We start from the raw sequence: 26419 nt of genomic DNA, 5'->3' as shown, positions 1-26419 counted from the left end.
CCATTATTTACTTTGTGCCAAATCAATACACACAAATACTAAAAAAGCGGCTAAACAGCCGCTTTTTATTTACCTGAGCATTACAAACGCTAAAAGATTATTTTACACCTAACTCACGTAAACGCTCTTGTAAGTAGCTATCTGCTGTGTAGCGATCAGATAACACCACATCTGGACGAGGGTGTAAAAACAATGGTAATGAAATACGTGATTTGGTTGTTGCTTTACCCGATGGATTAATTACACGGTGAATCGTTGATGGGAAGTAGCCACCCGATGCTTCTTGTAACATGTCACCAATATTAATAATTAGACTACCAAAATCACATGGCACGTCTAACCAATCGCCATCGGTTTTTTGTACTTGTAAACCCGGCTCGTTTGACGCTGGTAATACGGTTAATAAGTTAATATCACCGTGCGCAGCAGCACGAATAGCACCAGGCTCTTCATCACCTGTCATTGGCGGGTAATGTAAAATACGTAACAACGTTTGCTCAGATTGGGCAATCATATCTTTTAAATCGATAGAGAACTTAGCACGGACTTCTTCAGGCGCTTCAGCCTGAACCCAGCTTAATAATGTTGCCGCAAATTCATTGGCTAAACGGTAGTACTCACGCACATCAGCTTCTAATTGTGCAGGAACACGGCCTTTAGGGTAAACATGAAAGTACTCTTTAATGTCTTTTACTGTATGGCCTTTAGCAACTTCTGATACCGACGGTGGAAAATAGCCATCTTGCGTTTCTTTTGAAAATAAAAACTCATGCTTTTGCTCTGAGTTAAAAAAGTCTTGCCAATTTTTATAAATAGACTCAACTAAAGATTGCGGAATAGGATGGTTTTTTAATACGCCAAAACCAGTATTTCTCAACGATTCAACAAATTGCGCAGCCGCATCGTCCGCTTTATAATCAACTGTAGGTAATTGCATGATACATTCCAGTAAGTAGGTTGTTAGAAGCCATTTACCAATTCGCTTGAGTAAAGATCCACTAAATTAACTAAATATTACATGCTAACTACGCAAAAAAAATTATATCTACTTGTTCTAGATAAGGTTTTTTAAACGACGATAAACAACGACTTAATACATTAAATTAATCACAGGTTTATGCAAATTGGTATTACATTCAAATATAGCTTAACTACTTAATTCAAGTAATAAAGGCTGCATTTTTATGCTGTGCGAGGATAGACAAACCCCTTTAAAATTATAAGGACATATGTCCGCACTCAATTGGCAAGCCCTTTCTAGCTTGATCGAGATCAAAATAATGCCAGTATTGAATTTTCATCCCACCGTACCAATCTCTTATTTATCAGCACCACACACTTTATCAATTAGTTAAGGTATTCTCATGCGACAAAAAGTCTCTTTTATAAGCGGTGAATTAGAACTCGCTGGACAACTTGAACAGCCCTCTGGTGAGGTGAAATTTTATGCCTTATTTGCCCACTGTTTTACCTGCTCTAAAGATGTAGCGGCTGCAACACGAATAAGCCGCGCACTCACTCAGCAAGGCATTGCCGTATTACGCTTTGATTTTACAGGGCTTGGTAATAGCGATGGTGACTTTGCCAACAGTAACTTTTCATCAAACATTCAAGACTTAGTGGCTGCAGCCAATCACTTAAGAATACACTTTAAAGCGCCTCAATTATTAATAGGCCACAGTTTAGGTGGTGCTGCGGTGCTTGCAGCAGCAGAGCACATACCCGAAGTGTCAGCTATTACGACTATAGGCGCGCCATCGGATGCCCAGCATGTTACTCATAACTTTGCTGCTCATCTAGATGAAATAAACCAATCGGGTGAAGCAAAAGTGTGTTTAGCTGGGCGGGAATTTACTATTAAAAAACAATTTTTAGATGACATCGCCAAATACGATAACAGCCATATAAGTAAGCTTAAGCGTGCTTTGTTAGTTATGCACTCTCCTATTGATGCCACCGTGAATATTAGTGAAGCCGAAAAAATTTACGCCGCTGCCAAGCATCCAAAAAGCTTTATAAGTTTAGATAATGCCGATCACTTACTCAGCAATAAAGAAGACGCTAACTACGCAGCCGATGTCATTGCTACGTGGGCTAATCGTTATGTTGAATACGATAAAACACCCTATAGTGCAAAATTAACTAACGGCAGTGTATTAGTTGAAGAAAAAGATCATAAATTCACTCAGCACGTGAGTACTAAAAACCATACATGGCTTGCTGATGAGCCTACTGATGTTGGTGGTAAAAATTTAGGCCCAGACCCTTATGATCATTTACTCGCTGGGCTTGGAGCGTGTACTGCAATGACACTTCGCATGTATGCGAGTCGCAAAGAGTTGCCGCTAGAGCACATAAAAGTAGAGCTCAACCATACCCGCAATTACAACCAAGATTGTGATGATTGTGAAAAAACCGGCAATCTAGAGGCCATTATCCGCAAAATAACCTTACAAGGTGATTTAACTGACGCTCAGCGAAATCGATTACTCGAAATAGCCGACAAATGCCCTGTGCATAAAACGCTACATAACAGCCCTTTGGTGGTTAGTGAATTAGTGGGGTAACTAAAACAAAAATAGCGCAGTAAGCCCTGCGCTATATTTAGGATTTTAATTTAAAAACTGACTGTATCGTTTAATTTTCTAAAAACGCCGCTACCTCTTTACTCATTTTATCCACCAACCATTTAGGCCCGCCATCGTACATATCGTTGTGACGTGATATTTCTATCAACGTTTGCGTAACAGGATAAACGGTTAACTCTTGGTCGGTTAAAAGCACGTTTGTATCGGCTGGGTAATCACTACCACGAAGTGTGAGCACACGTATGTTTTTATTGCGTGGCAATAACATGCGGCGGTGATCGAGCGTAATTAATTGGCTTACTTCACTTGGGTAAATAGCTGCATACAAGGCTGAAATATCTCCACCATTTGAGTGACCAAATAAAGTGAGTTTTGTAAAATCATACTCAGGGTATTTAACACTTAGCTCGTTGACTAAAAATTTGAGGGTTACAACACCCCGGTGCCAATTTTCCATACGGGTAGTTAAGTATGGCTGCGCATGATTAAGTGCAGGGTCACTTTTAAGCTCATGCGCTACCGCAATGCTTAAATAGCCTTGCGCATTAAATAACTTACTCGCAAAGGTGTATTCATTGTGGCTAATGCCATACCCTGCATTTACAAATACCACTGGGCATTTTACTTGCGCGCTGCACTTAAGGTGGTTAGTTAGTAGGGTAATATTTACAGGTATAGAGCGATTACGACTATCATCAATGATTGCATCGTTTTGGGCATAACTTGATGATGCAAATAGCATAGTGCTTAAAGTCAGTGCACTTAACATTAAATGCTTTTTTATAATTTTTAACATGCATTCCCTTGTATTATTTATACATTTTTAACTAACATTAATTTTTATTATAAAGGTTAGCGCGCGCCTTTGCTAATTTGTGCGATAATAGCGATTATTGTTTTACTATTATCGCAAAAGAATCCATTCATGAAATCATACAGCAGCATTGAACAACGCATCGACATTCTACAAAGCAGAATTGAAGCCTACCAAGAAGAAATTAAAGTGTTACAAGCCGAGCCGAAAAGTAACAACGAACGGATTATTTTTAAGTTTATTGAAACCGGCAGTACAGGTAAAACCAAAGATTTTGTGAGAGAGCTGGGAATTAAATCACCGCGTGATAGCTTATATTCATCTGGTGATGTAACTAAACTGATTAAAGATGGCGCTGATGATATTTCGCCTGAGCTACTGAGCATAGCCCGCGCACTTGCTAGTGCACGTAACAAAAATGGCCCTGCTTGCTAATAGTAAATATACGTATTAGCCGTAAGCTCTTGCGGCTAATCAACCAGCTCGATATCAAGTCCAGCTAATAAGTTTAACGCTTCAAGCCGTTCAAACTTTGCATTACTCACATCATTGCTTGTTATATCAATATTAAATTGCGTTGCGCCAACAAAGTTTGCTTTCCTCAAATTAGTTTGATGAAACAGGCTGTCTCTAAAGTCAGTATCCGAGAAGTTGCTTTGAGCTAAGTTAGCGTGCCTAAAATCGACATCTTTGGCAAAACAGTTCGTCATTGTTAAGGCTTTTAACTGTAATTCAAAAAACGAACTATGGCTCAGCTCACACTGTTTAAAACTCACCGGTGACGTAAGCGCTAATTGCGGCCAATTTACTTGTCCCCACATTATGCTATTGAGTTTACAATTTGCAAAGCTCACCTCTTCTAGTGAGCTGTAATTCCAATTAAGCTCAGTCAAATTACAGTTAATAAACTCACACTCTATAAACCGACAGGCATTAAACTGGCTGTGACTAAAATCGCAATCAATAAACTGACATTGTTCAAACTCAATATCGCTAAAGCGCTTTGCATTTGCTGTAAAGTTTAAAAATGGCTCACTGAAATAATGACTATCTTTAAATAGCTCGCTCATAAAAATAAAGCACCTAAATTGGGTTATGCCGAACAAAAAACCCCTTAGGCTAAATACCTAAGGGGTTTTGATCTAACTAAACACTATGGTTTAACTAGCTTTATTCTGCGCTTGGTAATTCTTTCTCAACTACACTAATAGCAAGCTCTGTCAGCGAATCGCTGTTTGCTTTGCTAGGCGCATCGGTTAATAAACACGATGCTTGTGTGGTTTTAGGGAAAGCAATAACGTCACGAATGTTATCAGTACCACATAACAACATAACTAAACGGTCTAAACCGAACGCTAAACCTGCATGCGGCGGTGTGCCGTATTTAAGTGCATCAAGTAAGAAACCAAATTTATCTTGCTGCTCTTGCGCTTCAATACCTAAAATTCTAAATGCTGCTTCTTGCATATCTGCATTGTGAATACGTACCGAGCCACCGCCTACTTCGTAGCCGTTTAATACCATATCGTAGGCATCTGAGATAGCCGTTGCAGGGTTTGCTTCAAGCTCTTCAGCACTAATGTCTTTAGGTGCAGTAAATGGATGGTGTACAGCGTGAAGTGTGCCTTCGTCATCTTCTTCAAACATTGGGAAGTCAACAACCCAAAGTGGTGCCCAGCTATCTAAATTAGTGATTTCTAAATCAATACCAATTTTTAAACGAAGTGCGCCCATGGCTTCATTTACGGTGTTGCGTTTATCCGCACCAAATAAAATGATATCGCCTGTTTGTGCATTAGTACGTTCAAGTAACTGCGTGATCACATCTTCATTTAAGAATTTAGCGATTGGCGATTGCACGCCCTCAACGCCTGCATCGCGGTCATTTACTTTCATCCATGCTAAGCCTTTAGCACCGTAAATACCAATAAACTTAGTGTATTCATCTAGTTGCTTACGAGAAAGTGATGCACCACCTGGAACAGTTAGCACTGCAACACGGCCTTTTTCATCATTTGCCGGACCCGAGAATACTTTAAATTCTACGTCTTTTACTAAATCAGCTACATCAATAAGCTTCATTGGGTTACGTAAGTCTGGCTTATCAGAACCATATAAGCTCATTGCCTCAGAGTAAGGCATAATTGGGAAATCACCTAAATCAACATTTAGTAATGACTGCCACATTTCACGGATCATTTTCTCTGTCATACCACGTACTTGATCAGAGCTCATGAACGAGGTTTCTAAATCTATTTGAGTAAATTCAGGTTGACGGTCAGCACGTAAGTCTTCATCACGGAAACATTTAACAATTTGGTAGTAACGGTCAAAACCCGACATCATCAACAATTGCTTAAACAACTGTGGTGACTGTGGTAATGCGTAAAAGCTACCTTTATGAACACGACTCGGTACTAAGTAATCGCGAGCACCTTCAGGCGTTGCTTTAGTTAGCACTGGCGTTTCGATATCTAAAAAGCCATTTTCATCTAAAAAGCGACGTACAAAGCTGCTTGCTTTAGCACGTAATTTAATACGGTCGCTCATTTCTAAACGACGTAAATCTAAGTAACGGTATTTTAAACGACGCTCTTCTGAGTTCACTTGGTTAAAATCAAGTGGCATAGGCTCAGAGCGGTTAATAATCGTTAAACCAGTGCCTAAAATTTCTACTTCACCGGTAGCCATGTCTTTATTTACTTGGCTGTCTGGGCGAGCGCGTACAATCCCTTTTAACTGAACACAAAATTCTTGACGAAGTTTGTTAGCTGTTTCCATTAATCCTTCAACTTCCGGATCGAATACAACTTGTACTAAACCTTCTCTATCGCGTAAATCGACAAAGATAAGTCCACCAAGGTCACGTCGTTTGTTGATCCAGCCACATAGTTCAACTTCCTGATCTACGTGAGTTTTATTTAGCTGTCCGCAGTATATAGAGCGCATAGTTTTCCTGTCAGATAAAAGGCTTCAACGGTTAAAGTTATTTGTTTTTTAAGGCGTGTGATATAAAAAAGAGCCACCACACTACAAATAAAGCCGCTAGCAATCTAAAAATATTCAAATTAAGCCCTGCATTATACCCAAGTAGGTTGAAGATGCTAGGCGTGTTTGGCTTGTTGGTGTTAATTTAAAGCATGCGCTGTTTGGATTTGCTACACTTGCGCCACGATGTAATTTATCAGCTTTTTTTATGTTATATATTGGATGCCCACAGTGGTCGAGCAACGCATGGAAAGGGAATTTGTTTTCACGCCAGTGCAAAAATGCCGATATGCTCAGCCAGTATGCGCAGCATTTTAATTCAGTAGAAGGCAATACCAGTTTTTATGCTGACCCATCGCCTGACACCGTTTTACGCTGGGCAGACAGCGTGCCTGATGAGTTTAAATTTACCTTTAAATTTCACCGTCGCTTTAGTCACGAACTTCAGCTTACTAACGTACAGCGTGAGCTAACCGATTGGCTCAATTTGTTCGCCCCATTGTTTGCAAAAACAGGGCAAATAATGCTGCAGTTACCCAAAGCGTTTGCACCACAACAGTTAGCTAAGCTTGCCGCTTTTATTGAATTACTTCCTAAAGAGCTGAACTATGGGGTTGAGGTACGCCACCCTGATTTTTTCAAAAAAGGGGAGGCCGAAATCGCACTTAATCAGCTTTTAATGGCACATAATATAAACCGCATTGCAATGGATACCCGCGCATTATTTGCGGTTAAACCCACAACCGAAGCACTGATAGATGCACAACAAAAAAAGCCTTATTTACCGGTGCACGCTATTGCTACGGGCTCGCAGCCTATGGCACGCTTTGTTATTGCTAACTTAGAAAACGATTATAAAACCTTTTATAAGCCGTGGCTTAGCAAAGTAACCCAGTGGCTGAATGAAGGCAAAAGCCCCTATGTGTTTTTTCATACCGCTGATAACCGCGAAGCGCCCTTACTGGCTCGCCAGTTTTGCCAAGATTTGGGGTATAATCACAACGTACTAAATCCATTTAGTGGAGAGAAAGAAGCCCAGCAGCAAGCGCTTTTTTAAAAATAAATTCAAGATACAGAGATAATAATGAGTGAATACGCACGTTACTTTACCGGCTACCCTAGCAATATCGTTGAGCAAGTATTAAGCCTAATAAAAGCAGGAAAGGTAAGTGAGTATTTACTTAAAAAGTACCCACAGGCGCACCGCTTTACCAGTGATAAGTTATTGTATAGTTACGCCACTGAGCTTAAAAAACAGTATTTAAAAAATGCACCGCCGTTTGGCCGCGCAGCCTTTAAAAAACAAGGTGATATGGTTACCAATGCGCTCGGTACCCACACGTACCGTATGCAAGGTAAAACCCGTAAGCACGATTTAGCTATCAACAGCGATTTACTGCGCGCGCCAGAGCCATTATTAAAAGCATTAGTGGTGCACGAACTCGCGCATTTTAAAGAAAAAGACCATAACAAAGGCTTTTATAAATTATGCTGCCATATGGAGCCGCAGTACCATCAGCTAGAGCTGGATTTACGGATTTTTTGTGTAGCTATTGCGATGGGTGAGAATCCGTATATTTAGTGCTATATAGATTTTATCTTTTTTCAAAAAAGTACCGTTTAATTAAAAATAAAGTGAGATCAATATGCTTCAATTATTGCAAGAATCAGCTGAAAAATACCCATTAATTATTCAGCCATTATCTAGCTTTTTAGCAATATTCTTTGCTTTCTTAATCGCATTCTATGTTCAGTATAGAATGGATAAAAGGCAGCGTAATAATCATGAGTACGAAAGAGGTGAAAAACTTAGAGCCGTTGAAAGAGAAAAAATTGAGGTTATTTTTAAATCTGTCGAAACTTATATAAATGATTCTCGTAGCTTAATGTCACTTTTAAATTCAAATGTCGATATTAAACACTCTAATGAAAAGACAGATAATGATATAAAAACTATTCTTATCAGAAACGCGATAAGTCTAAACAGTAGTAATAATAACGTTTCAGAGGCAGCAATTATTTCAAAATTAAATTTTAATGAGTTAGCTCAAGTTTCTGACAACTTTATTGAAGCTGACTCTAAATTTTATACCTTTCTTGAAAATCTTGTTCAATTCCAAAAGCAGGAGTGGAAAGCTGAGCTTAGGAAGGAGTTAAACGCGGTTCAAAAATCTGCAATAAATTGGAAGGAAGAAATAAACAAAATGAGTAAAGATAAAAAGTATATAAAATAAACTCAAATAAAAAAGTACGATTTCAAATCGCACTTTTTTATTTGAGTAACTTTTTAACTTACCACTAATAGCTAAAAACTGACAGCTAGCTCGTTGGGTTTCGTTTTACTCAACCCAACCTACTTAAAACGTTAAAGCCCTAATTCGGCCATAAAGTCGTCGTCGCTATCATCTTGCTTTGGCTGTTTCGCTTTTTCTTTATCCGCTTTTTGCTTAGCTTCATTTTCGATAATATCGTCTGGGTCTATCGCTTCTACAATGTCAAAGTCGTGAAGTTTAATAAACTCTGTTTTATCCATCGCTAATTCTAAATAGAAGATATTTTGGTTGCGAGTCGTAAACGTTACGCGACGTGCTTGCGGACGATCCATAGTGGTATCAACCGATATTTGCACTTGTTTATTAATAGCCATCATTTTTGGCTGATTTTGGGTAATAGAGGTATGCAGCTGTTCACGCACTTTTGACGTGAAGTCGCCCACTATTTGGTTCATCAACTCGCCCATCACGTTTGAAACATCATCAGACAAGTGGCTGTGTGCAATTTCGTCTTCTGGCATGCCCATATTACGCATGTAATCGCCATAAATTTCCATCGCCGCTTGCGCCGTAAAGTTGGTAACAACTAAGCCGGTAAAGCCCCCGTCAAATAAAACAAAACAACCTATGTCTGGTCGCATACATGTCCGGGTAATTTTTTGTACCATGGCTGAATAGCTGATCTCGTTGCCGCTGGCTGATGAAAGTACACCCGTTACTGAGTGGCATAATGTTGCTAATATATCGTCGGTACTAATAACCTTACTTTTGCTCATTTAATAATCTCTTTTATACTTATTCTTCATAATTCTAGTCAAGCTACTGAATTTATCACTGACTATCCAGCATAAAATGTTAAAATAGCACTATTATTTTCAAAGAGACTGCCTTCGTGAGTATAAAAGACAGTATTTATGCCTCTGAGCAACAAGTAAAAGACTTTAGTTTTGATCAAAACGTGGTTGAAGTATTTCCCGACATGATCCAACGCTCGGTACCCGGTTACGCCACCATAGTAAGTACCATGGGAAAATTAGCGGGTGAGTATGCTCAGCCTAATTCTAACCTTTACGACTTGGGCTGCTCGTTAGGGGCGGTTACCCTAAGTATGCGCCGTAATATTCAAACTGATAGCTGTCATATTATTGCTGTAGATAACTCACAAGCCATGGTGGAGCGTTGTAAGGTCCATTTACAAGGGTTTAGATCAGACGTTCCTGTAACGGTTACATTAGGTGATATTAACGAGCTTGATATTCAAAATGCCTCAGTAGTAGCGATGAATTTTACTCTGCAGTTTATTCCACCTGCGCAGCGCAAAGCGGTACTTGAAAAAATATACGCTAATTTAAAACCCGGTGGCGTTTTGCTATTAAGTGAAAAAATTAAAGCCGAAAATGAGCAATGTGATAACTTACTGATTGACTTGCACCACGACTTTAAACGTCATAATGGCTACTCTGAGCTGGAAATAAGCCAAAAGCGTACCGCCATTGAAAACGTAATGCGCCCCGATACACTTAGCACACATACACAACGTTTAAGCGACATTGGTTTTAGCCAAACGCAAGTGTGGTATCAATGTTTTAATTTTTGCTCAATGGTAGCAATTAAATAATTTAGAGAGTGACACATGTCTGCATGGTTTAACCAATTTTACGCTGCTATTGCACAAAGTCCACTTAGCCACTGGCTAGAAACCTTGCCTGCGCAATTAAAGCATTGGCAACAAGAGGCCAGCCATGGCGATTTGCCTCAATGGCAAAAAGTACTAAAAAACTTACCTGAGGTATCAACAAACCAAGTTGATATTGTCAGCAAAGTAGCAATAGGCGCGCCTGGCGAAATGACTGAAGGCGAAAAAAAGCAAACCACGCATTTATTAAAACGAATGATGCCTTGGCGTAAAGGCCCATTTAATGTGCACGGTATCGACATTAATACAGAATGGCGCAGTGACTGGAAATGGGATAGACTTCTACCGCATATTGAGCCATTAAAAGGCCGTACTGTATTAGATATTGGTTGTGGCTCGGGATATCACTTATGGCGTATGCGCGGTGAAGGTGCACAGTTTGTGGTGGGTATTGACCCATCTGACTTATTTTTGTGCCAGTTTCAGGCAATTAAACACTTCAACCCTGATGAAAACGTGCATTTATTACCATTAGGTGTAGAAGCCCTGCCAGAGCTTAAAGCATTTGATACGGTATTTTCGATGGGAGTACTTTATCACCGTCGCTCACCTATCGACTTTTTAGCGCAATTAAAGGCACAGCTTCGCCCTGGTGGTGAGCTAGTACTTGAAACTTTAGTTATTGAAGGCGATGAAAACACCGTTTTAGTACCGACCGACCGCTACGCAAAAATGCGTAATGTATGGTTTATTCCAAGCACTGCGGCATTAAAATTGTGGATGGAACGTGTTGGCTTTAAAGATGTGCAAATTAAAGATTGTGCTATTACAACGCTCGACGAGCAGCGTAAAACTGACTGGATGGAAAACGAATCTTTAGTTGACTTTTTAGACCCTACTGACACCAGTAAAACCATTGAAGGCTACCCTGCTCCACTTAGAGCGATACTTACAGCAAAAGCCTAATTTGTAGTATTAATTTTTATTTTCATGTTAAAAAGCGCCATTGGGCGCTTTTTTTGTTTACTAATGCAACAATTAGCGGACAAGTGTCCTTGTCTTTAAAATCAAATATAGATTTCAACTAGCCGCGCTCCTGCAATTGTTGTAAAATACGCGCGTTTCTAAGTAAGCATCAAAACAACTATTTTGAGGAAAACCTGTGAGCGAACAAAAACAGTCTCTAAGCTATAAAGACGCGGGCGTAGATATCGACGCTGGTAATGCACTTGTTGAGCGTATTAAAGGCGTAGTTAAAAAAACTCGTCGTCCTGAAGTGATGGGCGGAATTGGTGGTTTTGGCGCACTTTGCGAAATTCCTGAAGGTTATAAGCAACCTGTACTTGTAGCAGGCACTGACGGTGTTGGCACTAAGTTACGTTTAGCAATTGACCTTAAAAAGCACGATACCGTAGGTATCGACTTAGTTGCGATGTGTGTAAATGATTTAATAGTACAAGGCGCTGAACCCCTGTTTTTTCTAGATTACTATGCAACGGGTAAACTAGATGTAGACACAGCAGCCGACGTAGTAACCGGTATTGGTAAAGGTTGTGAAATTTCAGGTTGTGCCCTAATTGGTGGCGAAACAGCTGAAATGCCAGGTATGTATGATGGTGAAGACTACGACATGGCAGGCTTTTGTACCGGTGTGGTAGAAAAATCAAAAATTATTGATGGCACTAAAGTAGCCGCAGGCGATCAGCTAATTGCCCTTGCTTCTAGCGGTCCTCACTCAAACGGTTTCTCTTTAATTCGCAAAGTTTTAGAAGTCTCTAACGCTGATACTAACCAAGTGATTGATGGCAAAACCTTAGGTGAGCACCTTTTAGAACCAACACGCATTTACGTTAAGCCATTACTTGAGTTGTTTAAGCAAGTAGATGTGCATGCGCTTTCGCATATTACTGGTGGCGGTTTTTGGGAAAATATCCCTCGTGTATTACCTGAATCTGCTAAAGCGGTTGTTAAAGGTGATAGCTGGCAGTGGCCTACTGTATTTAGTTGGTTGCAAGAAAATGGCAATATTACCACTCACGAAATGTACCGCACATTCAACTGTGGCGTAGGTATGGTGTTAGTTGTACCTGCAGATCAACTTGATAACAGCTTAAACATTTTAAAAGATCTTGGCGAAAACGCATGGCACCTTGGTGAAATCCAAGATGCCGTTGCTGGCGAAGAGCAAGTTGAAATTGTAGGTGGTGCTGCGTAATGGCACCCACTCGTCTAGTAGTTTTGATCTCAGGCAGTGGCTCAAATTTACAAGCCATTATAGACGCCTGTGAAAGCGGCGAGATAAACGCCCACATAGCGGCTGTTATTAGTAACAAAGCAGACGCTTATGGGTTAGAGCGTGCAAAAAGTGTAGGCATTGCTACGCAAGTACTGAGTCATAAAGAGTTTGACTCACGCGAAGCTTACGATGCCCAGTTAATGCATATAATTGACTCTTTTGAACCAAATCTAGTTGTATTAGCTGGGTTTATGCGTATTCTAACTCCTAGCTTAGTGCAAAAATATGTTGGAAAAATGTTGAACATTCATCCATCTTTGTTGCCTAAGTACCAGGGGCTGAATACCCACCAAAGAGCAATTGATGCAAAAGACGACGTTCACGGCGTTAGTGTTCACTTTGTTACTGAAGAGTTAGACGGCGGACCCGTTATTCTTCAAGCTAAAGTGCCTGTATTAGCAAACGATACAGCAGACACGCTCGCTAAACGTGTGCATGCGCAAGAGCACATAATTTATCCTTTGGTGATCAAGTGGTTCAGTGAACAACGACTTACGATGGAAGCAGATTATGCAGTTCTTGACGAAAAACAACTTCCTGCACACGGCGCGCACTACCCAAAATAAAAAATTAAGTGCTTGGCTACTATGTGCGGGCACTTTATTACTTCCTACCAGCCTGATTGCAGGCGAGTTAACCCAGTACCAAGCTAGTTATGATATTTTGCGCAAAGGCACTAATCATGGCAAAGCCGAGCGTGAACTAAAAAAACTCGATAATAATAACTACCAAGTCACTTACCACAGCGATATTGAATGGATGATTTTCTCTGACTCACGTCAAGAGTCATCAACCTTTAGCTTTATGAATGATAAAGTAGAGCCTATTGATTACACGATGATCCGCACAGGCACTGGGCCTGACAAAAAGTATGAAATTAACTTTGACCGTCTAACCAAAACTGTTACCAGTAACACCAGCGATTACCCGTTAAAATGCCAATGGCATGATAACTTCCAAGATGGTATTTCTTATCAAGTACAAGTTCGTGAGGGTCTTAAAAAAGGCAAAACCAACTTCTCGTTTCCGTTGGTTGATAAAAAAGGTAATTGCCGTGACTACGACTTTGAAGTGGTAGAAACCGAAATGATTTCTCTGCCTATAGGTAATGTAGAAGCAGTGAAAGTTAAACGCTTATACGATAACGATAAACGCCAAGCTTTAGCCTGGTTTGCCCCAGAAATGGATTATATGCTCGTGCGCATGTGGAAGGGTGAAAAAGGTGTGGAACAGTTTGAAGTGCAGATGAAATCGTTTACCGTGATCAATCCACCGGCTTTACCTGAAGAAGTTAAGAACGAAATAACCCCCTAATAAATTACTTACAAGATGCAATACGAAAAGCCCAAGTGTGGTAACCATAACTTGGGCTTTTCATTTCAATACTTAGATTTGAAACTTTAAGTTGAGTTTCGTTTTACTCTACCAACCTACATTAATTCACCCATTTTAAATAACGCAAACTCTCCTGGCTGCATTTTTTGCCAGCGCTCATCATTAGTTAATGGCCTTGTTGCTATAACCGTTACTACATCGTTTGGTGTGGTTTCTTGTTGAAAGTCGACCACCATGTCAGCATCAATCAATGTAGCTTTACCAAATGGTGCACGGCGCGTTATATAATGTAAGTTATTAGTACAATACGCTAAAACAAATACACCATCGGTCAATAACATATTAAATACGCCCTTTTCACGCAGCGTATGCGAAAGCTTGGCGGCGTATCTAAAAACCGATGCCATATTACTTGGACGCTTTGGGTATTTTTCGCGAATTTTGTCAAGTAACCAACAAAAAGCGAGTTCACTGTCGGTGTTTCCCACAGGGCGATAATACTCTGGTTTTAAATCGTGATAATTTGAAAGCTGCCCATTGTGTGCATAGGTTATTTCGCGCCCCCACAACTCTCGGGTAAACGGATGAGTGTTTTCAAGACACACCCGACCACGATTCCCTTGGCGAATATGACTAATAACCGATACGCTTTTAATTGGGTACGCTTTTACCAGCTTTGCTATTTCTGACTGGTAACTTGGCTCTGGATCTTTAAAGGTTCTGCAGCCTTTACCTTCATAAAAAGTAATACCCCAGCCGTCTTTATGCGGGCCAGTATTTCCACCACGCTCCAACAACCCTGAAAAACTAAAACAAATATCCGTTGGCACATTGGCTGACATGCCAAGTAATTCACACATAAAATAAATAACCCCTTATAAACAACGCAGTAGTAAAAAACAAACAACCCACGATTTCAATTGGTCACACTTTGGGTCGCACTTTGGTTCTGTGGCCGTTATATTTTTTAGTTTCTTACTGCTTTAGTGCGGTTATTGTTAAGCACGATTAATGAATTGGCAAGTATTAACATTACTCTACGATTGGCTCTAGTGTGCTTTTTAAGCTGCTGGCTGTTGATTTATGGCCTGTAAATTCGCCTTTGGTAATTGGCGGTCCCGCGCCTTGGTCTTTGTGGCCGTGGGTTTCTAGGCTTTGGTTTATATCTTTAACCAGGCTTATTAAATCTAGCAGTACTTGCGCTACGTTTACTGAGTTGTTGCCGAGCCACACGGTTTTGCCTTCTACCTTTGCTAGTTCGGTGGCTTTGGCGTGCAGGGTTTTTAGCGTGGTTAGGCTCATGTTTTCGGTGGCTTCAATGTCTACCTGCTTTTTACTGCCTAGCAGTAACCCTTCAAGTGCGACTATTAGTGCTTTTTCACCGACTACTGTTTTTAGGGCGCCCATTACTTCGGTTACTTGGTTGCCGTCTATTTTTAGCACGTCGTGCGTGGCTATGTTGGCGCTGCGCTCGTGGTAATTTTGCTCGCTGCTGCGTGCTGTTGTTTTGTTTGTGTCGCTGGCTTGGGTTATTTCGCCGTCCGTTGTAGTGTGCCAGTGGCCGGCGCGGCCTTGTATTTTGCTGCGGTTACTTTGCTGCAGCGTTACATCTGTTCGTTTGTGCTCGGGCACTAGGCTTTGCCATGGCAGTAAATTGGTGATCACGGCATGGCTGTTTAGGCCGTCTATATATTGTATTAAACAATGCATGCCTGGCGCTGGTTCGTTTAATAATCCGTGGTCGGATGTTTGCCCTGTGCCGAGTGTTACCTGTTGAAATGCGGGCACGGCTAATGGCTCGCCTGTTCGCGGGTTTAATAGCTGTACGTCGGCTGCTTTTAACGGCCTAAATGCGGTGCTAATGGCTGCGCCGCCGCTTGGCAGGTCATATATTTTTTCAATCCGCGCCAATTGCGGCAAGTGTTTACGCTCGCTTAGCTCTGGAAAGTAGCGCTGTATTAGGCGTTTAATGGCTTGTTTGACCATCGTATGTGCATCCTGTCGTTGATTAGGGTTGTTTCGGTTATGTGCCGGCCGTTTATTTGTATGCCTGGTCTTAATTTTGGGATGGCTATTAGCTCGCCGGTGGTTGAGCTTTTGGCTGTTATTGTGTGCTCTGGAAAGTCGTTTATTGCTGCGAGTGGCCAGCGCGAGTCATGCCAGCTGCCGACAAATATTTTACCATCGGGGCGTTGCTGAAATATAAAATCGCTAATGCCCCACACTTTACCTACTTGTCTAAGCGCTTCAATACCTGTGCCGCTGTGATAAAACGCGGGTGCTATTTTATTTAAATATTCGGCGTTTTCAGGCGTTACGAACTCAATACCGAGCTTTGCCAATTCATCGAGCACCGCTTTTATTGTTGCGTGACGAATAGCAAGCGGGGCGGGAAAGCTTAGCGCGCCGAGTAATTCACGGCAGGTTAAATACCAGCGGCCGTTGGCTTGGTGCTTTGACTCTATTACACCAAGGAAATACGGGATCATATTATCAAGTGTGTAACCTAGGTGCAGCTCGATTAACCCGCTTGGCTCTTGCTCTGCGACTACTTCAAATTTTGCGCGACCTGTGCTGGCAATGTCTAGCTGCACGGTTTTGCTAACAATATTGGTTACTGTGTTGCCGCCAATTGTTAGGGTGTTGGATAGGCGGGTGCTCATGGCCCTTCGACCTCGTTGAATTTATTTTGCACATCGTCGTTGCTGGTTGTTGCTTGCGGCTGGGCGCTTTCGGTTGCCTGCTCGTCTAGCTGCTGTTGCTCGCGCTCTGAAACAGACTGCACTTCTACCAGCTTAAATGTGACTTGCCATGCGCGTTTGTCTTCTATTTCGGTTGCGCTTGCGTCGCCATCAAACTTTGCTTTGCGTATTTTATATGCGGCTGCTAGCTCGTTATTTACGGTGTAAATGATACGCGCGCCGTTTTCATCCAGCGCCTTGGCTTTGCTTATTAATAATGCAAGGCTAGCGCTTTCGTTAAATGGGATTTTAGTATTTACAGTTAGTGTGCCCGACTTTACGCCTTGGTCGCTACTTAGTGAAAAGCTGCCAAGGCCTGACATATCGCCACCGGCTAATTTTACGCCTGCGTTTACGCGGGTTTCGAACCCGGGCACGTTCCAGCCGTCGAGTGCTATGCTCATAGTACCTCTTTAATTTTATTTAGCTCAGCTGCTTGGCCTACAAATACGCACATTGCCCAATACATTTGGTCGCTGCCTTTGCGGGTGATTGCATCGGCTAGCTGCTTTGCTGTGCCAGCTGTAATTAATTGCACATCTACCCCGCTACTTTGAGCAGTGAATTGCGCCTGATTTAGTCGCTCGTCGCGGGCTGTTTTTAGCTCTGCTGTTTGGGTTAGTGCATCGTCAATGGTAGTAATTAATTGCTTGCCGCTATCATCGACCGCCGCGAGTTCGTCAGCTATTAGCTGCTCACGAATTGGCAATAGGTTTTGCAGGGTGTTTATTTGCCACTCTATGCTTTGGCCGCCATACGTTTCGAGCTGGGTTTGATCTAATGTACTTTGGCTTTTGGCATACTGGGCGCAGGCGATAAACTCAGGGATTGGGCAGTATTCGTTTATTGATTCCAACTTACTGGCTAGCGCTGCGGGATCGATTGCGCTCACTGATAACAACAAACCGCCATAGCTTGCTGGCTTATCTGTGCGCGAGTCGTCTTTAATGGCAGACGCAAGCAACTGCGCGCCCACTTGCATTGAGCAAGGGGCGGCAGTTTGATGATAACAAAGCGCTAGGTTATGCATTGTCAGGCAGTGGGTAGCGCGCTTTAATTTCGGCCACTTTGTCGCGCCATTTTTGTAGCGACTCTGGCGTGCCTTCGAACTGCGCTTCCATGTATAGCGGGTCTGACTCTTTTGTGTATGCCGCTTGGCGCTTTTCTAGGTTTTGGCTTAGCTCAAACTGCTGCTGATTTAATACAGATTCGATTTGCTCTTGGTCCATGCCTAGCGACTGCATGTATTCGCTGCTTGTATTGCTGTGGCTTGCGCCTTTGTAAATGTACGTAAACATAGTTTTACCTTTTAAATTGTTAGTTATGCCCGCGCTATCGCGCGGGGTTCAAATTTCAATAACCAATTACGCAAAGAAAGCGGGACGAAAACCGAAAGCACTGTCCGTATACGAACGCGCATTGCCCAGATCGAGCGCGCCCAGCCCAGCGCTCGAGCCAAAGTGCCAGTAGCCGCCACGTCGCGGGAATCGAGAGCCATAATTTCGACAGCTGATGTAGCCGCCAACGGTTGTGGTTGATTCAGACTCGATTAACAGACGGCGTAACAGCTCGATTTTGTTGTAGTCGAGTGCTTTTTCGATTGCTGCAAAATGACTATTTGTTAAATAAGGGTTGTCGTTTGCGTCATTACCTACTGGGCCGTTGCGATTTGTAACGCTGTTGCTTAGCTTTGGAGATCCAGCGCTGCCGGTGCCTTCTGTGTTTGCCGTTGGCGAGTCGAAAAACGCCGTGTGCTTGTTCCAGTTTTCTTCAATTACTGCTGGGTTGTTGTCGAGCGTAGTAATGATCTGCCCTTCGTCTAGCATCATTTGGTCTAACCACTCGAACACGTTACCCACTAGGTCTTGAATGCCCCATTCGGTGTGGTCGTGCGACCATGTTACAGGGCCTTTGCCGGTGTCTGTTCTGCCTAGGCCTGATGCATCGCCTGGCAAGCCGTTGTCGCTACGGCGTGCTGTTTCTAATTTGTTTTCGTGGCTGCGGCCGTAGTTTGTATTGCCGCGCGGCACTGTGCCATTTGCATAAGACCACAGCGCTATTGCTGCCCATTCGTGAATGCTCATCATGTGCCAGCCAGCGCCTTTGTTATTGCATAGTGCTTTTGCCTGGTCGTAATTAACCGATGTGCGAGGCTGCACACCACCGATAACACTGCAGCCGCCATTTGCTCCGGCTGATGCTAGGTATTTACCAATGTACACTTCGCCCAACTGAACACCGTTGCGCATAAACATGGTTGGAATGCCTGTGCCTAGGTTTAAGTCTATGCTGTATTTTTCTTGGATTGCAGCGGCTAACTCTTCATATGTGAACGGGGCAATTGGCACCATCACATTTGGGTTGCCCTGTTCGTCGATGATCACTTTATTGCGGCCACCTGATGCGTGTTCGATTGCCTTGCGGTAACCGTCTGATGCAACGACTGCCATTTCGTTTGCCTTGGCCTTTACGAACTGGTCTAGCTGCGTTGTTTTGCTGTCGATTTCTGCTGCTTTGCCTTCGATTGCTGTTGTTAGCTGGTCGGCTGCGGTTACTAGCTGGTTTATTTGCGTTACGCTCATGATAGTTCCTTGCTGAAATTGCTGAAGTTTTTATTTAAAAAGTAATTGCGCACAGTGCGGCGCATGTTGTTTATTTGTGCCGTTGCATTGCTGGTTGCTAACAGTGTTAGCGCGTCAATTTGCGGGCTGTAGTCGAACATCCACGATTGCGCTGGAATGGTAATGCGCGCTAGGGCTGCGGCTGCCGCAAACTTTAAAACAAACGAGCGGTTGTGCACGTTGTTTACACCTTGACGCTTGCGCTGCAGTGGTAAGTAATCTACTGCTAGCAGCGTGCCGTTGCGCGTAACTAGGCCTATCCAGTTGTAGTCAAAGTCGCCTATATCTTGCTCTAACACTACTGCCCACGCGACTGTGTTTGCATCTACATACCCTGACGTATCTATGTTGCGACGATAAACTATTTGTGCGCCGCCCGGCATTTTTTCGTTTGGGTTGCGGGTTGCTTGCTCGTTTAGCCCGGGTATATTTGCAAATACTAGCTCTGTTACTTCAAGCCCTTTGTTTTGCAGCGTTGCTGTTGTTATGTATGCCTTGCCAGCATTGGTCATTATGCCGGTTATTGCCTGATTCATAGTTGCTCCTTGGCGGTGCTTATGCCGCCGTCTTTGCTTAAAAACCCATAATGCTGGTGCGCGGTAATGTTGTGCTGCACATCAATGCTTGTTGCTTGGTGGCGCGTGTTGCTTGTTAGTGCGTCTAGCCCTAAAAAGCTATGAACTACGCCGTGATCAATGCCGGTTATTGCGTTTATTTTTGTTGCTGAGTTAACGTAGTTGTTATCCCATTGCACATGCGTTAGGCCGAGGTTTAGCGATACTGCTGCCAAGTTATGCACCGTTAGTTCGTATCGGCGGCATGTTCGGCCGTACAGTTGTATTAGCTCTGGCAACAGTTCGTATGCGCTTGCTAGCGTTGAGTCGGTCATGTCTATTGCAATAATATCCCAGTCGCGCCCCTCTATTCGCTCGCGCACATTTATGACCTGGAGATCCAGCCGGTTAAAAATATCTTTTATGGTTGCTATTTCTCCGGCGTCAATTGTATTGACCAGGGCGTGCTGTACGCGCTTGCGGTAGAGATCCAGCGGCTCACTATTTAACCGCTGCGTTAACCGCTCCCACGCTAGCAGGCCGAGAATTGGCTCTTCGTTTTGCAGCTCGTCTTTTTGCTGTACAGCCCACATAACGTAATTGCGCGACTTGCTCCAATACCCTGTAGCGGCTTTTACAAGCTTTTCGGCGTAGCCTTTATTTAGCCATGTTGCTATTTGATTAGCCATTTTAGCCCTTGGTTACTGTGAGTGATGAAAGCACGGGTAGCCAGTTAGCGGCGGTTATGTCGTCAATGTCGAACTTGATTGATTGCAGTTCACTAAATTGCGCGTGGCACTCTGCAACCAGCTGGCTAACACTGAACACGCATTGATGCGCTACGCGGGTGGGTGCGTATGCTGCATTTTGCCTGAACGCTGCTTGTATAAATGTTGTTAACTCGCTTTGTATGTCTTCGCTTTGCGAGTGTAGCTTGTATGTTGCTGTTACATTAAACCCAGTGGTTGCCATTGCATACGCTATGAAGTCGTCGCCTAAGCCGTGATGCCCTGCAGCTCTTATGTGCTGATTAATTGCCCCCAACAAAGCGGTGGGCACTGCGCCTATGTCTAGGTATATATAGGCGTTTGCTGTGCCTGGGCCGCGCGGCGCTCCGGTTTGAATGTAGATGTTATCTATTGGCACGCCAAAGCTTGCAATTATTTGTTTGTATACTGCGTTAATGTGCCAGCGAGCGGCCGTGCCGAACACGTTGCGTATGCGTTGGCGGTAATGCTCGGTGCTTTCGGTGTTTGCCCCGGGCTTTATTAGCCAGTCTTGGTTGTTAGTTACTGTTATGCCTTCTTGTTGATCAATAAAGTAGCGGTATGCGTTTGCTGGCAAGTTATATGCTGCGCCCTCTTCTTGTGCTTGCGCCAATGCGTATGCCGTGCTTTGACCTGCTGCAAAATGTACATCTTGCATTAGCGTTAATTTATATACTTGTTCGCCTAGCACGTCGGTAGCAATTTGCGCACCGGCGATAATAGAGTTTTCTCCGGCGGTGTCTTGGCGCGTGAACGTGAGTATGCCTTGCGCTTTTACGCCCGCTTGAATAAATACATTGCGCGCGGGGCCGTGCTTTTCTATTAGTGCGTCGCGGTTGGCGGTCATTATAAATAGGTTGGGCATAAGCTGCTGCGCAACCCAGTTTAATAGCTGCACTAACGGCTTGGTTATTAGCGCTTCAACGGTTCGCCAAAACGGGCTGAACGGTGAGTTATTAGCAACTTGTATGTTTTGCTCTTTTAGCTGGGCCTGCCATTGCTCCGCTGCTGCTTGCTCGTCCATTGGCAAGCCTGCGTTTTGCATCATTGTTTTAAAGTTCATTGCTGCTCCCGTACTGTCGTGTTTGCGCGTTAATGCTTAGCGTGCCATCGTCGTTGCGGTGCACTTTTATTGTGCCCGGCTTTATGCGATTGTCTTGCTCGGTTAGTAGTTCTAGCTCGGTTAATATGGGCGCTATGCCGTTTTTGTTGCGCAGGCCAACAAGCTTGGTTAGTAAGCCGCTTTCTAAAATGCGGTGCTTTATGTCTTGGCCTATTACGTCGGCTTTTTTAAGCGTGCTAGGGCTTAACGAGTCGTTGAGTGCAAAATCGCCGTCTTGTATCTCTAGGTCTATGTGTAGCGCTATATCAAATTCCATTAACCTGCCAGCTCCATCATTTGTTCAAAGCTTTGCGCTAAGTTGTCTGATTTAAAGTTTACGTTTTCAATGCTTATATGCTTGCTGCTATCGCTGCTATTGCTGTTGTTATTTGTGTTGCTGTTGTTGTTGGTTAGGCTTTGCAAGTAAGCCGACTTTTGTGCTTTTGGCTTATATGCAGTGGCCTGTTGCTCTGCGCTAATTTGCTGTGCTTTTTCTGCGCTGTTGCTGGCTGTGTTAGTAATTACCTGATCTGTTTTTACGATTGGCAATGCTGGCTCTGGCGCCGCACCTTGATTAACGCTTACCAGCTGCGGTTGCTTGGGGGTATAAACAGGCGAATTTGCCGCGTTAGTAATATTGCTAACTGTGGTTGTTACCACTGGTGTTGTGTTGTTTTGAACGGCGTTAATTGCGCTGCTCGTTACTGCGTTGTTTTGCGTGTTAGAAAACGCGCTGTTTATTAACGCTTGGCTGCGTGCTTGCGCCTGTAAATTTAACGGTGCTGTGGTGTCGGTTGGCACTGCGGGTAAACGCTGGTTAGTGAATTTAAATGCGTCGTTTGTCGCTTCACGCTCTGTCATTACTTTTGGCTGCGCTGAATAAACAGGGTCGTTTGCTGCTGCCTGCTCTGCCAATGCTTTTGCGCGCATTTCTTTAGTTTCAGTAATTGTTGTTACTTTAGTTGCGGCATAATTTACAGTGCTATTTGGTGCTATGTATTGCGAGCTTGCTTGCGTTGCTGGCGTGTTTGCTTTGTTTATTACTGCTTGGCCGTAGTCGCGGCTGTAAGCTTGGTCGGCACTTTGCATAACCATAGTTTGCGGCTGAACGGCTTGGGTTACCTGCTCAACTTTGTTTGATACTTTTGCTGGCTCGTCGTCTGAGAAAAACGAGATAACCGAGTTTAATACGCCGTTGTCGGCAATGGCTGAAATAAAGCTACTTACGCCGTCAAATATTCCACTGATGCCGCTGGCTATGCCGCCGAAAAAGTCGCCCAAAAAGCCGAACGTTTCGGTTAAATAATTTATTAGCGATTCAATTATGTCGACTGCGCTTTGCCAAATACCGGTGAAAAACCCTGATACAGAACTCCCTATGCCTGAGAAAAATCCGGTGATGGCGCCGCCAAAGCTGGACAGTAAATTAAACACATACGAAAACGCTGAGCCTATGGCGTTAACCATACCCATAACCACGCTGCCAATGGCTGAAAATGCGGGTGCAAAAAAATCGACTACGCCTGCGGCTATTGTTTTTATTAGCCGCCATATTAGCTGCAGCGGCAATGTGATTAGGTCGAACGCAACCTTTAGCGACTTAAAGATCATTGAGCTTTGCGCCCACTCGTTAAATGCGGCGGTTATGTCGTCAAAGTAATAGATAAGTGCGGCAACAGCGGCGATTAATGCAACGGCCGCTATAACAACCCATGTTAACGGGTTTGCCCAAAGGGCGGCGTTAAATAGCCATGTAGCCGCTTGGCCTGCAAGCATAACCGTTTTAAATGTACCCATGGCAATAGCGGCGGCGCCCATGGTCGCTATAAGCGACAGGAACCCAGCAACACGCAGTGCAATTAATGCGCCCTGCCATAGCTTAGTTACTACTAACTGTGCATTAGTTAGCGTTATGCCTATACCTGTAGCAAAGTTGTATAACCCCATGGCAAAGGTAGCGAGCCCAAAGGCGGTCATAAGTGCGACTACGCCCACCACCGCGACTGATATTACGCTTGATAAAAATGGGAATTCTTCGGTTAGCGAAACGATGCCTGCAAACATTGACGCAAGCACTTCTACAAAAGGCTCTACCACGGGCAGCAAGCGGTTACCCATTGCGGTGGCTGCGGCATTGAATGAGCCGCCTAGTCTATCCCACGGGCTGGCAATGATGTTTGCCATTTCTGCCGCTTTGGAGTTGTCTTGCACGTTTTCGAAAACGTTTATGCCGTCTTTTAATTTATCGACTTTGGTGCTGAGCACGTCGACTGCTTTTGCGCCTTGCTTGCCAAATATTTGTGTTAGCACATCGCCACGCGCTACAGAACCGAGTGATGATAACCGCTCATTAATACGCCCTAGCACTACGTCTATTGCAAGCATGTCGCCGTTGTCGTCGGTTAATTGAATGCCTAGCGACTCTTGTGCTTTGCCAATACCCTGTAATAGTGATGCGGCTTGCGTGCCTGCAACCGAACCCGACTTAGCAACTAGCTGTAACTCGCCCACTAGGGCAAATTGTTGTGCTGAGCTTAGGCCAATATTTGTTGCCGTTGCGCCTAGGTTTGAAAACGCCGCTTGCATTTCTGCACCGGTGGTTTTGTAAAGCTGTACGGCGGTGGCGGTTTGGCCTGCTATTTGGTTTACCCAATTAGACTTGCCCATTTTGTTGGCTGTTTTTTCGAAGATGCCATACATGGTGCCCATGTAGCTGGTAATGGTGGCTGCATCGGCTTTTGTGGCTGTAGCCAGTATGTTTGATGTTTTAGTAAATTCTGATAGCTCATCGCCCGTTAGTCCGGCAATGGCTGATTGAATATCGTAGGCACTGCGTACAAATTCGGCAGAGTTGCCGCCAAATTGAAAGCCAAATTCGTAGGATGTTTTGGTTAGCTTTTGCAGTGCGTCGTCGGCAACGCCCAAAGATTGCACTTCGCCTAATGCTGCAACGTGATCAATTGCGGGAGCGAGTGAACGCGCCAGTGCATAACCACCGCCCACAGCCGTGGCTGCGCCGCGCATCATTTGATCTTGCGCGGCGGCTGTTTGCTGGCTCAGCTGATTAATTTTAGCCATGACTTTATTAACCGGCCCCGTCACTTTGTCGATGATGCCGATTGAATAAGTTAGCTTGTCTAATTTGCTGAGCGTGGCCATTGATTTACTCGCTAAGTGCTTGGCATATGCCGTTGTTTACAGCAACTACAAAGTTTTCTTGCTGCTGCGTTTCGAGATATAGCGCTTGCGCTAGGCTCTCTTGTGTTACTGGCATATCGCTAAAATACTTAGCGTGGTATGCCAGTAGCTGTTCTAACCGAGACTTGCCTATTTGCTTGGCTCGGTCTTCGATTTTTTTACCGTAAAGTTAAACTCTGGCTGGTATTCTTCAACAATGGCACCTACTAAAAATAGCGCGGCACCGGGCTGTTGCACTAGGTCTTTGAGCTTTTTAGCGTCTTCTTGCACTACGGTGTTTAATACAAAGTTAGTGGCTGGCTGCACTTTGTTGTTTGGCTGCGTAGCGTTAATGTATTTGTTGTAATCGCTTGCGTTTACGTTGAATGTAATTTCGCCTACTGGGGTTTCTAATGTGATTTTTTTCTCGAACGCCATGATTATTTACTCTCTTTTGGTTTTTTAATGTCTGCTTGCTCTAGCAGTGTGTAGCTAAAATAAGGGCCGTACTTGGCTGCTGACTGATCACACAAAGCAATAAGCTCGTTAAAGTCGCTTGGATTAGCTAGCACTTGGCAACCAGCTGACCATTTATCAACTTGGGTTGATGTGGTTTTGCTGTTTGCGCGGTGACAGTTAATGCCAAAGTAACCTTGCTGTAGCTCGGCTTGGGGTGTGACGTCCGTGTCTAACTCGGTGTTTTTGTCGTTGTCGCGTAGGACAACAACAGGTTTATGCTGCACGAGGGCGCGGTATTTGCCCTGGTGATAACCCAACTTCCATACGCTTTTATGCTGCCCTGCAATAAGTACTGCAGTGCCGTCTATGTTCATTGGGTTGGTTCGCCAGTACGTTCCTGCGTCTGTTGTAGCTTTGTACTGCTTTAATTGCCATTCGCCGCCTTGCTGATACAGCACACAAATAACATCGTTAAAGGTATTGGCGCGCGTGTTGTGGTGGCGAATACCTATAATGTTTAGGTTTAATTCTCCCTCGAACACGCGGTAGCCGCAGGCCTTTAGAGTGCTAAGCAGTGTTGCGGCAGTTAGTTTGCGAATGGCTTTGGTCATTACAAGTCTCTCACTTCGTCAGATGTTAGGTACGGTACGCCGTTGATTTTTACAAAGTCGGGGCTGGTAACCGGACACTTAATTGATGTTGTGTCTTCTTCGCCGCCGTCGGCTTTGATGTTTAGGATTTCGTCTAGCTGCGGCAAACAGCCAAACGCTTCTACGTTCTTTTTGCCTGCGGCTACTTCGGCGTTAAAGGCTACGTCGAACGGCTCTATGCCTTTCCAGCTGCCTGCTTTTTCCGCTTGCGCTTGGACAATTAGCCAGTTTTCGTGGTCGAGCTTTAGGGTTACTTCGGCTTCTACATCGCCGTCAATAAAGCCTTTTGGCACGCCACGCACTTTTTTAACTGTGCGGCCGTCGGTGATTTTTACGGTTGCTTCAATGACATGAACCATTGAGTTACCAATGAATATGTCGAAGTCCTTGCCGCCTAATACTTTTTGCATGTTCGCGC

General features: G+C 43.8%; 30 protein-coding genes. 10 read left to right on the top strand and 20 right to left on the bottom strand.

What is annotated here, in order from left to right:
• Positions 1–97: 97 nt before the first annotated feature.
• Positions 98–937, bottom strand: coding sequence for a 2OG-Fe(II) oxygenase family protein (locus QMA00_RS07045; protein ID WP_076921619.1), 840 nt, complete (start codon positions 935–937; stop codon positions 98–100).
• A gap of 427 nt (positions 938–1364) precedes the next feature.
• On the opposite strand from QMA00_RS07045, the gene QMA00_RS07040 reads away from it, so the two are divergent.
• On the top strand, positions 1365–2567 hold the full coding sequence (locus QMA00_RS07040) for a bifunctional alpha/beta hydrolase/OsmC family protein (protein ID WP_076921617.1): 1203 nt from the start codon (positions 1365–1367) through the stop codon (positions 2565–2567).
• Between the two features lie 70 nt (positions 2568–2637).
• On the opposite strand, the gene QMA00_RS07035 is transcribed toward QMA00_RS07040, so the two are convergent.
• Complete coding sequence (locus QMA00_RS07035; protein ID WP_076921614.1) at positions 2638–3384, bottom strand: alpha/beta hydrolase; 747 nt, start codon at positions 3382–3384, stop codon at positions 2638–2640.
• A gap of 129 nt (positions 3385–3513) precedes the next feature.
• Between QMA00_RS07035 and QMA00_RS07030 the strand changes: the two genes are divergently transcribed.
• Positions 3514–3837, top strand: a complete 324-nt coding sequence (locus QMA00_RS07030; RefSeq protein ID WP_008111621.1) for a hypothetical protein — start codon at positions 3514–3516, stop codon at positions 3835–3837.
• Between the two features lie 35 nt (positions 3838–3872).
• Here the strand turns inward: QMA00_RS07030 and QMA00_RS07025 are convergent, their stop codons facing one another.
• Both QMA00_RS07025 and aspS read right to left on the bottom strand, forming a co-directional pair.
• Positions 3873–4472 (bottom strand): pentapeptide repeat-containing protein, encoded by a 600-nt coding sequence (locus QMA00_RS07025; protein ID WP_076921612.1) that lies wholly within the window; start codon positions 4470–4472, stop codon positions 3873–3875.
• Positions 4473–4572: 100 nt separating this feature from the next.
• Positions 4573–6351, bottom strand: a complete 1779-nt coding sequence (aspS, locus tag QMA00_RS07020) for an aspartate--tRNA ligase (protein WP_076921609.1) — start codon at positions 6349–6351, stop codon at positions 4573–4575.
• Between the two features lie 247 nt (positions 6352–6598).
• On the opposite strand from aspS, the gene QMA00_RS07015 reads away from it, so the two are divergent.
• From QMA00_RS07015 to QMA00_RS07005, 3 genes are all read left to right on the top strand, one after another.
• Positions 6599–7447, top strand: a complete 849-nt coding sequence (locus tag QMA00_RS07015) for a DUF72 domain-containing protein (protein ID WP_076921607.1) — start codon at positions 6599–6601, stop codon at positions 7445–7447.
• A gap of 27 nt (positions 7448–7474) precedes the next feature.
• Positions 7475–7972 (top strand): YgjP-like metallopeptidase domain-containing protein, encoded by a 498-nt coding sequence (locus QMA00_RS07010; protein ID WP_076921605.1) that lies wholly within the window; start codon positions 7475–7477, stop codon positions 7970–7972.
• Positions 7973–8036: 64 nt separating this feature from the next.
• A complete protein-coding gene (locus QMA00_RS07005) occupies positions 8037–8624 on the top strand; it encodes a hypothetical protein (RefSeq protein WP_076921601.1) in 588 nt (195 codons plus the stop codon).
• A 131-nt stretch (positions 8625–8755) separates the two neighbouring features.
• Here QMA00_RS07005 and QMA00_RS07000 read toward each other — a convergent pair whose 3' ends face one another.
• Positions 8756–9439, bottom strand: coding sequence for a DUF3334 family protein (locus QMA00_RS07000; RefSeq protein ID WP_008111638.1), 684 nt, complete (start codon positions 9437–9439; stop codon positions 8756–8758).
• A gap of 116 nt (positions 9440–9555) precedes the next feature.
• Between QMA00_RS07000 and cmoA the strand changes: the two genes are divergently transcribed.
• The 5 genes from cmoA (at position 9556) to QMA00_RS06975 (ending at position 13909) form a co-directional block, all read left to right on the top strand.
• On the top strand, positions 9556–10281 hold the full coding sequence (cmoA, locus tag QMA00_RS06995; RefSeq protein WP_008111640.1) for a carboxy-S-adenosyl-L-methionine synthase CmoA: 726 nt from the start codon (positions 9556–9558) through the stop codon (positions 10279–10281).
• A 15-nt stretch (positions 10282–10296) separates the two neighbouring features.
• Positions 10297–11265: a tRNA 5-methoxyuridine(34)/uridine 5-oxyacetic acid(34) synthase CmoB gene (gene cmoB / locus QMA00_RS06990; RefSeq protein ID WP_010391439.1), complete on the top strand. Its 969-nt coding sequence runs from the start codon at positions 10297–10299 to the stop codon at positions 11263–11265.
• A 196-nt stretch (positions 11266–11461) separates the two neighbouring features.
• Positions 11462–12514, top strand: a complete 1053-nt coding sequence (gene purM, locus QMA00_RS06985) for a phosphoribosylformylglycinamidine cyclo-ligase (RefSeq protein WP_054202176.1) — start codon at positions 11462–11464, stop codon at positions 12512–12514.
• Positions 12514–13161: a phosphoribosylglycinamide formyltransferase gene (gene purN / locus QMA00_RS06980; protein WP_076921599.1), complete on the top strand. Its 648-nt coding sequence runs from the start codon at positions 12514–12516 to the stop codon at positions 13159–13161. Before purM ends, purN begins: the two co-directional genes overlap by 1 nt.
• Positions 13115–13909 (top strand): DUF3108 domain-containing protein, encoded by a 795-nt coding sequence (locus QMA00_RS06975; RefSeq protein ID WP_254843641.1) that lies wholly within the window; start codon positions 13115–13117, stop codon positions 13907–13909. Before purN ends, QMA00_RS06975 begins: the two co-directional genes overlap by 47 nt.
• Before the next feature lie 116 nt (positions 13910–14025).
• Here the strand turns inward: QMA00_RS06975 and QMA00_RS06970 are convergent, their stop codons facing one another.
• The 15 genes from QMA00_RS06970 to QMA00_RS06900 form a co-directional block, all read right to left on the bottom strand.
• Positions 14026–14790, bottom strand: coding sequence for a class II glutamine amidotransferase (locus QMA00_RS06970; protein WP_008111650.1), 765 nt, complete (start codon positions 14788–14790; stop codon positions 14026–14028).
• A 172-nt stretch (positions 14791–14962) separates the two neighbouring features.
• Positions 14963–15916, bottom strand: coding sequence for a hypothetical protein (locus QMA00_RS06965; protein ID WP_290156626.1), 954 nt, complete (start codon positions 15914–15916; stop codon positions 14963–14965).
• Complete coding sequence (locus tag QMA00_RS06960; protein WP_290156624.1) at positions 15889–16593, bottom strand: hypothetical protein; 705 nt, start codon at positions 16591–16593, stop codon at positions 15889–15891. The genes QMA00_RS06965 and QMA00_RS06960 overlap by 28 nt, the downstream gene beginning before the upstream one ends.
• The gene (locus QMA00_RS06955) at positions 16590–17075 is read right to left on the bottom strand and encodes a hypothetical protein (RefSeq protein WP_290156623.1); all 486 of its coding nucleotides are present in this window, start codon (positions 17073–17075) and stop codon (positions 16590–16592) included. The genes QMA00_RS06960 and QMA00_RS06955 overlap by 4 nt, the downstream gene beginning before the upstream one ends.
• A complete protein-coding gene (locus tag QMA00_RS06950; RefSeq protein ID WP_290156622.1) occupies positions 17072–17701 on the bottom strand; it encodes a hypothetical protein in 630 nt (209 codons plus the stop codon). Before QMA00_RS06950 ends, QMA00_RS06955 begins: the two co-directional genes overlap by 4 nt.
• Complete coding sequence (locus tag QMA00_RS06945; protein ID WP_290156620.1) at positions 17694–17969, bottom strand: hypothetical protein; 276 nt, start codon at positions 17967–17969, stop codon at positions 17694–17696. The genes QMA00_RS06950 and QMA00_RS06945 overlap by 8 nt, the downstream gene beginning before the upstream one ends.
• Positions 17970–18035: 66 nt before the next feature.
• On the bottom strand, positions 18036–19253 hold the full coding sequence (locus tag QMA00_RS06940) for an SUMF1/EgtB/PvdO family nonheme iron enzyme (RefSeq protein WP_290156619.1): 1218 nt from the start codon (positions 19251–19253) through the stop codon (positions 18036–18038).
• Positions 19250–19828 carry a phage tail protein gene (locus QMA00_RS06935; RefSeq protein ID WP_002960013.1) on the bottom strand — a complete coding sequence of 193 codons (579 nt, stop codon included), beginning with the start codon at positions 19826–19828 and terminating at the stop codon, positions 19250–19252. The genes QMA00_RS06940 and QMA00_RS06935 overlap by 4 nt, the downstream gene beginning before the upstream one ends.
• Positions 19825–20535 (bottom strand): hypothetical protein, encoded by a 711-nt coding sequence (locus QMA00_RS06930; protein WP_290156618.1) that lies wholly within the window; start codon positions 20533–20535, stop codon positions 19825–19827. The genes QMA00_RS06935 and QMA00_RS06930 overlap by 4 nt, the downstream gene beginning before the upstream one ends.
• Position 20536: 1 nt before the next feature.
• Positions 20537–21676 (bottom strand): baseplate J/gp47 family protein, encoded by a 1140-nt coding sequence (locus tag QMA00_RS06925; RefSeq protein ID WP_290156616.1) that lies wholly within the window; start codon positions 21674–21676, stop codon positions 20537–20539.
• Complete coding sequence (locus tag QMA00_RS06920) at positions 21666–21992, bottom strand: DUF2590 family protein (RefSeq protein WP_290156615.1); 327 nt, start codon at positions 21990–21992, stop codon at positions 21666–21668. Before QMA00_RS06920 ends, QMA00_RS06925 begins: the two co-directional genes overlap by 11 nt.
• On the bottom strand, positions 21992–24874 hold the full coding sequence (locus tag QMA00_RS06915; RefSeq protein ID WP_290156614.1) for a phage tail tape measure protein: 2883 nt from the start codon (positions 24872–24874) through the stop codon (positions 21992–21994). The genes QMA00_RS06920 and QMA00_RS06915 overlap by 1 nt, the downstream gene beginning before the upstream one ends.
• Positions 24875–25042: 168 nt before the next feature.
• Complete coding sequence (locus QMA00_RS06910; RefSeq protein WP_008111673.1) at positions 25043–25330, bottom strand: putative phage tail assembly chaperone; 288 nt, start codon at positions 25328–25330, stop codon at positions 25043–25045.
• A gap of 2 nt (positions 25331–25332) precedes the next feature.
• The gene (locus tag QMA00_RS06905) at positions 25333–25962 is read right to left on the bottom strand and encodes a hypothetical protein (RefSeq protein ID WP_290156613.1); all 630 of its coding nucleotides are present in this window, start codon (positions 25960–25962) and stop codon (positions 25333–25335) included.
• On the bottom strand, positions 25962–26411 hold the full coding sequence (locus tag QMA00_RS06900) for a phage protein (protein ID WP_008111677.1): 450 nt from the start codon (positions 26409–26411) through the stop codon (positions 25962–25964). The genes QMA00_RS06905 and QMA00_RS06900 overlap by 1 nt, the downstream gene beginning before the upstream one ends.
• Positions 26412–26419 lie beyond the last annotated feature (8 nt).

It is taken from the genome of Pseudoalteromonas sp. APC 3694 (genome assembly GCF_030407565.1).
GTDB classification, from domain to species: Bacteria; Pseudomonadota; Gammaproteobacteria; order Enterobacterales; family Alteromonadaceae; genus Pseudoalteromonas; species Pseudoalteromonas tetraodonis.
This window is presented reverse-complemented; position numbering and strand designations above follow the sequence as displayed.